Origin of the sequence: Thalassospira lucentensis (genome assembly GCF_050516545.1) — a bacterium.
In the GTDB taxonomy this organism is placed as follows: domain Bacteria; phylum Pseudomonadota; class Alphaproteobacteria; order Rhodospirillales; family Thalassospiraceae; genus Thalassospira; species Thalassospira lucentensis_C.
Genome location: NZ_CP191544.1, coordinates 1,962,330 through 1,974,192, shown reverse-complemented (window position 1 = coordinate 1,974,192; position 11,863 = coordinate 1,962,330). Strand labels below are relative to the sequence as shown.

Sequence of the window (11,863 nt, the reverse complement as noted above, 5' to 3'; positions counted from 1 at the left end):
TGATCATGGATACCTAAGAGCAGGGCTTTAGAAGACAGAGCAGATTGATGTAATCTTAAGTATAAACTGTTATAACTGTTTTTATCTTCTAGGATGATACTATCATAAGAATTCAGACCCTTATGGCGTAGGAGCATTGGTCATGACGCAGGATCCCACCCGCAGCAAAAGCCGTTTTATGATGGGCATGGAGCATGTTCTCCGTGAAATCAATCACGAGATTATAAGTCCGGCAATCCCCGATATGTCGGTGGAAAATGCGGTACCATTGATGATTACTGTGGCAAGGCTGCGTGCTGATTACCTGAAATATGCTTTTAAGCTTACAGCGGATCGTTCGGATCAACATCCGACAGAAGACGAGTTGGCCAAGTTGAAACACTTACGTGAATGCTATCAGGAACTGTTGGCTGCTGCTCGGGAACTCGAACATTGTATTGACCGTGGCTATATCGATCTTCCGATACCTCCGGCAAAACGCTGAGTTTCCTGAGCGATTGTTTTCGTGCCCATATGATCATGTAGGGCACTGAAAAGTGACCATAAATGTGGAGCCTGAACACTTTAGCGGGTTTGGTAAGTTGGCATTAAGTTCTGGCATAAAGGCAACTGCATCTCTTTCACGTGACGGCATCATTCTGATCGAAAAGAATGGGCTGGTCATTGTGCACGCCAATCCGGCGGCAGAAGCCATTTTTGCACATGGTGTCTCGACCTTGCGCGCGGGTACTGAGGTAAAGCAGTTTTTGGCTTTCCTTGCCAAGAATGCTGAATTTTCCAATGGTGATGCCAAGGGTGCTGTTCGTGAAACACTCGAATATGTTTCAGGTAAAAAGGGCAAAGCGGACTTAACGGACTTTGCCTTGGGAAAACGCAAATTTACCTGGCGTCGGCATGACGGGCCGGACGGGGCGGTGGCCCTTGTTGTCCGCGATATTGGCAAGGCCGAAGAACTCGCCCGGTCATTGGCAGACCATAAAACCTTTATCCAGCATATGATCGAAGTTCTGCCGACCCCGGTTTACCTTAAGAACCTAGACGGTGTGATTAACCGTTGTAACGCGGCCTTTGCCGAACTGATCGGGTCAAGTCCGGATCAGGTAATTGGTAAAAACCTTGCTGAAGTTGCCGATAGGTCTCTTGTCGATATGATTACCAGCAAGGAGAAAACGCTTTCCGACACATTTGATAATGCGCGTGATGAAATCAGTTTTGCGGTTGGCGATATTGTTCGAACGGTGATGTTTGCCGCAGCACGGCTTAAAGGTCCAAGTGGGGCGATTGTTGGCACGATCGGGTCGCTTGTGGATATTACGTCGCTTAAGAACGCACAGGCCGAAATTGCTGCCGCCACAGAACGCCTGACGGGGTTGCTCGAACATGCGCCGGTCGGGGTGGCCATTTCCAATCGCGCCGACGGGAAGTTCAGTTTCTATAACCAAACCTTTGCCCGGCTTGTAAAGCTTGGTGAGGATGATGAAAATACCGATGCGGTGTTACTGTCTGATCGCTATCGGGCGCAAAGCTTAAGTGACATGGATATGTTGGGTGAGCTAAGCGACGTTGAGTTGCGTATTCGCCGGCCGAGTATGAGCGAAGCGATCTGGGTCAAAACCAACATTGAACCGATGGATTTCGAAGGCGAACCATCGGTTTTATGGTGGATCAGCGACATCACCAAGGAAAAGCAGGCTGCCCGTGAATTGCAAAACAAAGCCAATAATGACGAATTGACCGGCTTGGCCAACCGTGCGCGGTTCTTGCAAAAAATGACGCAGTCCGAACTTGTTCTGCGCGGGACGGTGGCACCTGCAGCACTGTTTATAGTTGACCTCGACCGGTTGCGCGAACTGAACAACAAGCAGGGCCATAGTGCCGGTGATGCCGTTTTGATTGAAACCGCCAAACGTTTGAAACGTGCGGCACGCCGGGCAGAGGAAATATCGCGTCTTGGGGGCGATCAGTTTGGCTTGCTGTTTATCAACAAGGGCGATGAAAACTATATGATCGAGACGGCCAATGCTATTCTCAAGGAAATGGAACACCCCATTTCGTTGGAAATTGGTGCTGAAGCAACCGTGACATGCTCATTGGGTGTTGTGGTCTTTGATGCCGGGCTCAGTGATATGAACGAACAACTCCGCCGCGCCGACAAAGCCATGCGCGCAGCCAAAGAAGCCGGATCGGGGCAGTATCGCCTGTATGCTCGCGACATCGAACCGGACCTTGATCAGGACTGATTGCAGGTTAAATCAGCCCCAAGGATCAGCTGACCTTACGCCGTTCAATGTTCAAATGCTCACCGGATTTATCTAACCCAAGTGTTTCACGCAGTGGACCCAGATGGTCGATATATGGTTCCCAGCCTTTTAGGCTGCTACGATAGATCGGCTTTCTGACCTCAAGCGCACTATGGGTGCGGATTTGGCGTTCTGTTTTGTGGAAACTAAGACACGCGTCATTCCATGGAAGGCCGATAAACGCGATCAAACGGCGCGCTTCGACGTCAAGGTTTTCAACAATATCTTCATAATCGACCTCAATAAAACGGTCAGCTGGAAGCACATCACGCCAGTGATCCATAAAACGTTCGTAAGTGTTGTAGTAATGCCCAAGATCGCGCTGGTCATAGGCAAAGTTCTGAACTCCACCAAAACGACGGTTATAGATCGAAAAACATGACGCCATCGGGTGTCGGCGGCAATGAATGATCCGCGTGTTGGGCAACATCAAGGCCAGAAGCCCGACACGGGTAAAGTTTGAAGGTAGTTTATCTACGATACGCTGTGCTTCTGTGTGATCACCATTTGCAGTTTGAATGCGGCGAATACACCCAATGGTCTCGGTGCGATAGGCTTGGCCCAGAATGCGGATAAAATCATCGTCATATTTCATGACGTCTTGTCGGTCTGAGCCGTTTTTGACCTTATGCTCAATCAAGGCGTGGTGATGGTGGGGCATGGCATCAAGCTCACCCGCTCCAAAGACCTCAGGGTGGGAACTTAAAATCTGTTCAGTCAGGGTCGTGCCGGAGCGGGGCATGCCAACAATGAATATGTGCTGGGCGTTCTCGTCGCCGTTGCTGATAGGCTCTAGATGGGCAAAGCGTTCTTTGGGAAAGCAATCCCGGACATGGTCGAGCGTGTTTTCAATCGCGCTCTGCGAATAAGTGATGGTCTGACGTTTGACGAAATTTGCTTCGTGAATAGCTTTCATCGCGGCATCTGGGTTCTTGCGCTGCATCTCGACTTTGCCGATTGAAAACAGCAACATTTCCTGTGTGCTAGGGGACATTTTCTGGTACTCGCCAGATTGATAAATGTCGCAAATTGCCGACCATGCCGGGTGGGTTTCGGACACTTTCCTGATAAGGGTCAGGCAATACCATGCCCGAATGTTTGCAGGTTCAATTTTTAGAACGGATTCAAACAGCGCACAGGCGTCGTCAACATTGCCCAGTTCCTTGTGACATTCGCCGATGCTGATCTTGATGTCGCTGATTGCTTGTTGATTACGATCATTCTGCGCATATTGCAGCGCCTTGCCAAAATGGTTCATGGCCGATTGAATATCATCAAGCGACATCAGGGTAGCACCCATCGCACTCCATGACGTCCAATCGGTTGGGCTCAGCGCAATTGCGCGTTTAAGATGGGGAATGGCACTACGGGCGCCCATGCCGCGTGTTTGAAGAATGCCAAGCTGCAAGTGGGCTTTTCCATCGACCGGAAACCGTTGCACTGCCGCGTATAAAACTGTTTTGGCTTGTTGCTCATAACCTGCATTGCCCAGAATGGCAGCCAGATCGGTGAAATAGACGGGCTTTGGATCAGGAGTGTTGCAAGCATTTTCCAAGCTTTTGACGGCTTCGGCAATTTGACCGTTTTCGTTATAGATTAGGCCATTGATTTGGTGCAGGTCCCCATGATCAGGATATTCGCTCATCAACTTGGTGCAAAGTTTGCGAGCAGATCGGCGATTGCCAGATGACCATTGTTTGCGGATTTCAACCATGCCAGCATCAAGCTTGTGCGGCACAATGTCAGCAGTCCCCGTCTTGCTAAATCCTGTCGCAGGCGGAATCCTTGATGGATGCCGAGTTGTTGGAATTACTTTTGCGTTTGAGGTTGAGCGGGGCTGGTCATCCATCATTGCCGACATCCTGTTTATCCGTGATGCGGGCGAAGGTGAAATCTTCTCCCGTCACGAATAAACACGGATCATCAGGCAAAAACTGGCGTCTGATTTGTTGATTGTAAGGCAGGTCTCGCGCGTGCAGCACATGATATGGCTGCTTTTGAGCAAGCCAGTGACATTCGGGCAGGTATGAGAGAAGCGAGGGGGTGCGAGAATACTTGGGGCATCAAATGACTAGGGCCTGACAGGCTATGTTTGAAACCCCAAAGAAAAAAACGCCCGGTCGTGATGACCGGGCGTTTTCTGATCGCGTATTCCTTTCGGGTGAAAGGATTAACCGCTGTAATACATGTCGAATTCGACCGGGTGCGGCGACTGTTCGAAACGAATGACTTCTTCCATTTTCAGGGAGATATATGCATCGATCAGGTCGTCGGTCATGACGTCACCTTTCTTCAGGAACTCACGGTCAGCGCTGAGGCTGTCGAGTGCTTCATGAAGCGAGCGGCAAACGGTCGGGACATCTTTGAGCTCTTCCGCAGGAAGGTCATAGAGGTTTTTGTCCATTGCTTCGCCCGGGTGGATCTTGTTCTCGATACCGTCAAGGCCAGCCATCAGCATGGCAGAGAATGCCAGATACGGGTTGGCCAGTGCATCCGGGAAGCGGATCTCAACACGCTTGCCTTTAGGCGAAGCAGTGTAAGGGATACGGCAAGATGCAGAACGGTTACGAGCAGAATAAGCCAGCAAAACCGGTGCTTCAAAGCCCGGGACCAGACGCTTGTAAGAGTTGGTCGTCGGGTTGGTGAAAGCGTTCAATGCTTTCGCGTGCTTGATGATGCCGCCGATATAGTAAAGCGCTGTGTCAGACAGGTCCGCATAGCTGTTACCTGCGAACAGCGGTTTGCCTTCGTGCCAGATCGACTGGTGCACGTGCATGCCAGAACCGTTGTCACCAAATACCGGCTTCGGCATAAAGGTTGCGGTTTTGCCATACTGATGTGCAACCATGTGGATGCAATATTTGTAGATCTGAACGGCATCGGCATGTTCGATCAGGGTGCCAAAAGCGATACCCAGTTCGTGCTGCGACGGCGCAACTTCATGGTGGTGCTTTTCGCAACGCACACCCATTTCGTTGATGTAGTTAACCATTTCCGCACGGATGTCGTTTGCCGAGTCAACAGGCTGTACCGGGAAGTAACCACCTTTTGGACCCGGACGGTGACCGCGGTTGCCGCCTTCGAATTCGGTGCCGGTATTGTACGGACCTTCTTCGGAATCAAGGGCATAGGCCATGCTTTCGCCAGCCGTCGTCCAGCGAACGTCGTCAAACATGAAGAATTCTGGTTCTGCACCGAAATATGCGGTGTCGCCGATACCAGCGGATTTCATGTAAGCAAGTGCACGTTTCGCGGTCGAACGCGGGCAACGTTCGTAACCCTGGCCAGTTGCCGGTTCGATAACGTCGCAAACGATGATCAGGGTTGGCTGTGCGGTGAACGGATCAACAACAGCGGTTGATGTATCCGGCATCAGGATCATGTCAGATTCGTTGATGTCTTTCCAACCGGCGATCGACGAACCGTCGAACATGATGCCGTCAACAAAGACGTCTTCGTCGATCGTGCAGATATCCTGCGCGGTGTGCTGCCATTTACCTTTGGAATCGGTAAAGCGCAGATCGACAAACTGAATGCCTTTTTCTTTGATCAGATTAAGTACAGAAGCAGCGTCAGACATGATGCAACCCTTTAAAACTCATTATTTAGTGACCGTACGATGTTCAATAACGGGCAAGACCGATCAGATCGCGTCGTTGCCACGTTCACCGGTACGAATACGGATCGCGTCCTCGAGTGAGGAAACGAAAATTTTACCATCCCCGATACGACCGGTATGAGCGGCTTGCTGGATTGCCTCAATCGCACGCTCGACAAGCGTGTCCTCGACAACGATTTCCAGCTTTACCTTCGGCAGAAAGTCCACAACATATTCGGCGCCGCGATACAGCTCCGTGTGACCTTTCTGACGTCCGAAACCTTTGGCTTCGGTGACAGTAATCCCTTTGAGGCCGATCTCTTGAAGGGCCTCTTTTACCTCGTCAAGCTTGAATGGCTTGATGATGGCTTCGATCTTTTTCATTAAGCGCCCTCTGCTTTTTGCGAGAGTTGCGTAGAACTCGGAAAGCATAATGCTTCGCGCAATGACTATTGCACGGACCATGCCAATTCAGGTCCGCCACGGCATTCTAAGGATTCTTGCCGTGAAAACCCAGCAAAACCCATAGTATTTTTAATATTTTATTGAGTGCGAGTGACTTAGTTTTAGGCAGGCTGTTCAAAAAATATGCAAACGTATGCGCCGTAAGCGATATAGATGTATGCAGCGTGACCAAGATCGCAGAATGCTTGCCAAGGAAAAGCAGTCATGCGACAGAATTTGTCGCGACAGGACCCTGTTTGCTATGCATATTTGCCAAATCATCGGTGTATCGACATATCGATGAGAAGACTCGCAGATTTGATATAACGACCATGGCTTTTGGGTCGTGCTGCATATGTGTGAAGTGCGATTGGGCTTAAAATCAGGATCAGACAGGAACCGGGCGCCACCATCCGGGGCTTGTCGGTAATTGAATGTAATATAAAGGACGCCTCATGACCGAATTCGTCGGCAATCCTCTTTTCGCTTCGGGCGGGATCACGATCTTTGAAGTGATGAACGAACTGGCCCAGAAACATCAGGCCATCAATCTGGGGCAGGGCGCACCAGATACCGACGGCCCGGCCGACATTCGCGAAGCGGCGGCCCGCGCAACGATGGAGCTGTCCAATCAGTATCCCCCGCTTGCCGGTGTTCCCGAATTACTGCAAGCCGTTGCCGACCATAACAAACGGTTTTACGGCATTGATGTTGATCCCAAAACAGAAGTGCTGGTGGCTGTCGGCGCGACCGAAGGATTGGCCGATGTCATCCTTGGTCTGGTTGCGCCGGGTGATGAAGTCATCCTGATCGAACCGCTTTATGACAGCTATCTTCCGATCGTAAAGCTGGCCGGGGGAATTCCCAAGCTGGTCCGCGTTACCCCGCCAAAATGGGACTTGCCACGCGAAGAATTGGCCGCAGCCTTCTCGGAAAAAAGCAAACTGATCCTGATCAACTCGCCGCAAAACCCGTGTTCAAAGGTTTATGGCGACGAAGAACTGCAATTCATTGCCGATTTGTGCATCAAGCATGACGTGATTGCGCTGTGTGACGAAGTTTATGAACATCTTGTCTTTGATGGCCGCACGCACAAACCGCTGATGACGTTTCCGGGCATGCATGACCGTACCGTGCGCATTGGATCGGCCGGTAAGACCTTTTCACTGACCGGCTGGAAAATCGGATATGTCACCGCCTGTGCCAGATTGATGGAGCCAATCAAAAAGGCGCATCAGTTCTTGGTCTTCACCGTGCCACCGGGATTGCAGCATGGTGTGGCCTATGGTCTGAACAAGGACGACGAATATTTCGAAAACTTCACGGCCGAAATGCAGGCCAAGCGTGATTTCCTGATGAAGGGGCTCAAGGAAGTCGGATTTGATGTGCTTGATTCACAAGGCACTTATTTCATCAGCTGCGATTTCCGCCCGCTTGGCTATGATTGTGACGATGTCGAATTCTGTCAGATCATGATCAAAGAAGCCGGTGTCGTCGCGATCCCTGTTTCCGCCTTCTATCAGGGCGAAGACGGCGGTGTGCGCTATTTCGTTCGCTTCTGCTTCTGTAAGGAAGAGGCAAAAATGGCCGAAGCCATTGAACGCATGAAAAAGGCCTTTGCGAAATAAGCAGCGCTCTAATGTTTTGCAATACAATGAAGGCGCGAGCATTCTGCTCGCTCCTTCGCTTTCGAACTTAAACTTAATAGCTTTAGCTTATCGGTTTTTCAGTAAGATCAAGCATTCTTTTACCTCCCTTTGGCGATCGTTCTTCCGGCCCAGCGTCATGTGCATGTGGTCAGTTGTTAGTAGTTGAAGCTTGTGATCTGGAAATATTTTTGACCCAATAATTGCGACTTCTTCGATACTAATCATGCCCGTGTTGCTGTAGCTCAATACCAAATTAGAACAACTTGATCTGACGCCTTTGAATAAATCTTCGAAGGATTTTTTAACTTTGGTTTTTATGCAAAATGGAGATTGGTGTCGATTATCGCGATATCGGCCCTTTACGACCTTATCGCCTTTGATCTGTAGTTCTGGGTAATCGTACAAAACTAGCGTTTCAAGGGCGTGATAAAACCTACTGTAGTGGACAAAACAATAGGGTGGGTCAGCGTAAACGGTTCCGCCTTTGTGATTTCTTAAACATCCTTTGAAATCCAACTGAGTGGATTTATGAGATAACTTTGATGGTGCTGTGGGTACAAAGTTCAGAAGGTCGTTGTACTTTTTTGTGAAATAATCAGCGACCGACCGTCTGCGGTAAATCAGGATGTCTCTCAATGATGAGTTCGTCTTCGCATCTCGGTATTGAGCATAATGGCCTGTGCCTTGGCTGGCATAAGCCATCGCATACATCAGTGCTGATAATATAATTGAGAAGTGACCTGTCTTGCGGTGTTTTTCTGCTATGCCACGAATAGCATCAATCCACATGCATTGTTCTAGACTCCACCAAGTCCCGGAGTAATTTTTAGTAAATAGGTGCCATTCGGCGCTAAATTCAATGTCAATTATGCGTTTTTGCTGGTCCTCAAGGCTTTGGAAGGTTTTTAGGTCTAAGTCTTTGTCAAAGCTGACCAATATGGGAACTTTTTGTTCAAGTGCTCTGACAGTGTCCGCAGCTTGATTTATGATGGATTCAGCTGAAGGTGTGCCTTCAGTTTTGTAAGCTCGGTTATAGGTATCAGCAAGAATGCTTGAGTATGCTTGGATGTCGTTCGAATGAACAGTACACTGCTGACCTATGGCGCCTGCGAGTGAAGCGCTTCCGGCAAAAAGGTCCAGGATCGAGCCATCCTCATGTACTTCATTGATTCCTTTAATGACGAAATCCATGATTTTTGATTTTGAGCCCATATACTTTATGAGGCTAGGGTAATTCGCCTCAATTATTGGTTTTGTTTTCGGGATAAAATTCATTTAGGCCTCGCAAACTAAATCCCAAATCGGGATATTGTCGATCATATGCTAAATGTCTCCAAAGGTCAAATGGGAGGTGTGCCAATGGTTTCAAACCCTTGGGGGGCCCAAAACGTAATTCTACAAGAGCTACTTACATTAGCGAGGTCTGATGCTCAGCTGACTCAAAAGCAGTTGGCGTCACTGCTGGATAAGCCTCAGAGCTACGTTTCTAAGTATGAGAGCGGGGAGCGGCGTCTAACATTGCCTGAGATAAGAAAGGTAGTAATCGCCTGCGGTACAGATCTGAGTTCCTTTGTGTTCTTATATGAAAAAGAACTCAGTCTGGTTGAGGGGAATAATGAGCATAAATAGATATTTTAACGCCGACTTTAGACGAAAATTTCATATCAGAGAGTGGCGGCATGCAATTGCTATTTTAAGATATGAGTTCGAGGAAGAGTTTAATGATGTTCTAGGTGTTCTTTCCCGCTTTGAGTTGAGGAAGAGTAACATTGTTGCTGGAGGCGGAGCGAAATCAAATGTTTCAGGTTATATCGATAATGAGCTGTATAGCTTGGGGTGGAAAGAAAAGCAGTTTGAAACAATCATAACTATTGATGGTGAAGCTCACGAAACACCAACCCATAAAATTGACTGTGTTAAAGGTCGTATTGCTCTCGATATTGAATGGAATAATAAAACTGAGTTCTATGACAGGGATTTAAATAACTTCCGCCTTCTTCATTCCCTTGGAGCTATCAGTGTCGGAATTATTGTAACTAGACACAGTGAGCTGCAAAACGACGTTTTCAAACCTTTGGGAATTGGCGGTAAGTATGGTGCATCTACAACTCACTATAATAAGTTAGTCCCGAAGATTGAGGGTGGAGGGGCTGGAGGTTGTCCGGTTCTAGTTTTTGCCGTTCAGGCGGGGGCCTTTGTTGAAGACGATTAAATAAGTTTTATTTTGAAATAAATTTAGGATTTATGAGAATATTTCGAATAGAATCGGAAAACAAAGAAAGGCCGCTAGCATTTGTTAGCGGCCTTTCTTTGTTTGACTAGACTTTGCTATGTTCTGCTAGTGATTGACCATTTCCCAGCTGCCGGTTTTCGAGGACCGGGCAAGTGCATCCAAAATCTGCATGTTGGAAATCGCGTCTTCAATCGGATAATCAACCGGGCTTTCGCCCTTAAAGATCGCGGTCGCAGATTCCCCCTGCAGGGTATAGTGATTGCAGACCGGGAATTTGATTTCGCGCGCGTCATCAAAGCCGGGCTGTTTTTGCCCTGCGACGCGAATGATTGCCGGATTTTCCGGCGCCGGGTTAAACGGCATCAGAATTTCGATCCGGCCCTCGGAACCCAGAATATGAACCCGCTGAACAGCAGCAGACTGCGTGCCACAAACGAAGCTTGCCTGAAGGCCCGAACCAAAATCAAGCATGCCTGAGACAAGGCGATCCGTGCCAAATTTCGGATCCTTATCCATCAAGGATACAACGCGCACAGGTTCTTTGCCGGTGACAAAGCGCGGGCCAACGATGCAGTAACAGCCGATATCAAGCAATCCGCCGCCGCCAATGTCCTTTTTGTTCCGCACATTGTTCGGATCCGCATTGAAATAGGTAAAGATGCTTTGCACAGCCGTCAGGGTGCCAATCTGACCGCTTTCAACGATTTTGCGGGCTTCAAGCCATTGCGGGTGATGGCGGACCATAAAGGCCTCGATCACTTGTTTGCCGCTTTTGTCGCGGGCTTCGATCAGGCGTTTGGCATCTTCGGTATCCAGTCCAATCGGCTTCTCGCACAGGACATGCTTGCCTGCTTCAAGCGCCTTGATCGTCCATTCAACATGAAGATGGTTGGGAAGGGGATTGTAAACCGCCTCGATAGACGGGTCAGCCAGGAGCTCCTCGTAGGAGCCATAGGCACGCGGAATACGCAAATTTTCGGCGACCTCGCGGGTCTTTTCAAGATCGCGTCCAGCAATCGCCAGAATTTCCAGCTGATCGCTTTCCTGCATGGCCGGGATAACTTTCTCCGTGCCGATCTTGGCGGTGCTGATAATGCCCCACTTCATTCCGATACTCCGTCTGTTTTTCTAATTCGTGGCCCATACTTATTAATACAGGCAGTCTCAATGATCGGTCCGCCAATGGGTTTGCCCCAAAGGATCATCATCAGGATGTGTCATTGAATTGAATTAATTAAGCCATATGACGCCACATGCAAGATGTTCGGACGGGTAGGTTGGAGCAATTGTGATACAAATCAATCATGGTTTGCGCATGGCAATATCCAAAGACCGCAAAAATCGGCGCTTTATGCTTTGTGGATGGAATCAGCGGAAAAAAGTGAAAATATGCGCTTGACGTTGGGGGCCTCGGGCCATATAAACCGCGCCACACGATGGCGGGTGTAGCTCAGTCGGTTAGAGCGCCAGTTTGTGGCACTGGAGGCCGTGGGTTCAATCCCCATCACTCGCCCCATTGTGAAAAGGTCAGGCAGAAATGCCTGACCTTTTTCGTTTTTGGTCACAAAACGCTGCTACACGGTCTTGTCCGATTTTGGTTTGATGTCACATTGTTGACTAAATAATTCCAAATAAGGGA

General features: G+C 49.0%; 11 protein-coding genes and 1 tRNA gene. 7 read left to right on the top strand and 5 right to left on the bottom strand.

What is annotated here, in order from left to right; genetic code table 11:
- The first annotated feature begins 142 nt into the window (after positions 1–142).
- Together ACQ0MK_RS09185 and ACQ0MK_RS09180 are read left to right on the top strand one after the other, a co-directional pair.
- Entirely contained in the window at positions 143–484 is a 342-nt protein-coding gene (locus tag ACQ0MK_RS09185; protein ID WP_430475755.1) for a hypothetical protein, read from the top strand.
- 52 nt (positions 485–536) lie between these two features.
- A complete protein-coding gene (locus ACQ0MK_RS09180; protein WP_430475754.1) occupies positions 537–2,240 on the top strand; it encodes a diguanylate cyclase domain-containing protein in 1,704 nt (567 codons plus the stop codon).
- Between the two features lie 25 nt (positions 2,241–2,265).
- Here ACQ0MK_RS09180 and ACQ0MK_RS09175 read toward each other — a convergent pair whose 3' ends face one another.
- Complete coding sequence (locus tag ACQ0MK_RS09175; RefSeq protein WP_430475753.1) at positions 2,266–4,038, bottom strand: tetratricopeptide repeat-containing sulfotransferase family protein; 1,773 nt, start codon at positions 4,036–4,038, stop codon at positions 2,266–2,268.
- A gap of 1 nt (position 4,039) precedes the next feature.
- Here ACQ0MK_RS09175 and ACQ0MK_RS09170 point away from each other — a divergent pair, with 1 nt between their 5' ends.
- Complete coding sequence (locus ACQ0MK_RS09170) at positions 4,040–4,213, top strand: hypothetical protein (protein WP_430475752.1); 174 nt, start codon at positions 4,040–4,042, stop codon at positions 4,211–4,213.
- A gap of 257 nt (positions 4,214–4,470) precedes the next feature.
- Here ACQ0MK_RS09170 and glnA read toward each other — a convergent pair whose 3' ends face one another.
- Both glnA and ACQ0MK_RS09160 read right to left on the bottom strand, forming a co-directional pair.
- A complete protein-coding gene (gene glnA, locus ACQ0MK_RS09165; RefSeq protein WP_430475751.1) occupies positions 4,471–5,880 on the bottom strand; it encodes a type I glutamate--ammonia ligase in 1,410 nt (469 codons plus the stop codon).
- 63 nt (positions 5,881–5,943) lie between these two features.
- Positions 5,944–6,282, bottom strand: a complete 339-nt coding sequence (locus tag ACQ0MK_RS09160) for a P-II family nitrogen regulator (protein WP_007091888.1) — start codon at positions 6,280–6,282, stop codon at positions 5,944–5,946.
- Between the two features lie 515 nt (positions 6,283–6,797).
- Between ACQ0MK_RS09160 and ACQ0MK_RS09155 the strand changes: the two genes are divergently transcribed.
- Positions 6,798–7,970, top strand: coding sequence for an aminotransferase (locus ACQ0MK_RS09155; protein WP_430475750.1), 1,173 nt, complete (start codon positions 6,798–6,800; stop codon positions 7,968–7,970).
- Between the two features lie 87 nt (positions 7,971–8,057).
- Here the strand turns inward: ACQ0MK_RS09155 and ACQ0MK_RS09150 are convergent, their stop codons facing one another.
- Positions 8,058–9,266 carry a DNA adenine methylase gene (locus ACQ0MK_RS09150; RefSeq protein WP_430475749.1) on the bottom strand — a complete coding sequence of 403 codons (1,209 nt, stop codon included), beginning with the start codon at positions 9,264–9,266 and terminating at the stop codon, positions 8,058–8,060.
- A gap of 45 nt (positions 9,267–9,311) precedes the next feature.
- On the opposite strand from ACQ0MK_RS09150, the gene ACQ0MK_RS09145 reads away from it, so the two are divergent.
- Entirely contained in the window at positions 9,312–9,620 is a 309-nt protein-coding gene (locus ACQ0MK_RS09145) for a helix-turn-helix domain-containing protein (RefSeq protein WP_430475748.1), read from the top strand.
- Complete coding sequence (locus tag ACQ0MK_RS09140) at positions 9,607–10,203, top strand: BglII/BstYI family type II restriction endonuclease (protein WP_430475747.1); 597 nt, start codon at positions 9,607–9,609, stop codon at positions 10,201–10,203. The genes ACQ0MK_RS09145 and ACQ0MK_RS09140 overlap by 14 nt, the downstream gene beginning before the upstream one ends.
- Before the next feature lie 126 nt (positions 10,204–10,329).
- Here ACQ0MK_RS09140 and ACQ0MK_RS09135 read toward each other — a convergent pair whose 3' ends face one another.
- Positions 10,330–11,331, bottom strand: a complete 1,002-nt coding sequence (locus ACQ0MK_RS09135) for a Gfo/Idh/MocA family protein (RefSeq protein WP_430475746.1) — start codon at positions 11,329–11,331, stop codon at positions 10,330–10,332.
- 332 nt (positions 11,332–11,663) lie between these two features.
- Between ACQ0MK_RS09135 and ACQ0MK_RS09130 the strand changes: the two genes are divergently transcribed.
- Positions 11,664–11,740: transfer RNA gene (locus ACQ0MK_RS09130), tRNA-His, on the top strand.
- Positions 11,741–11,863: the final 123 nt, after the last annotated feature.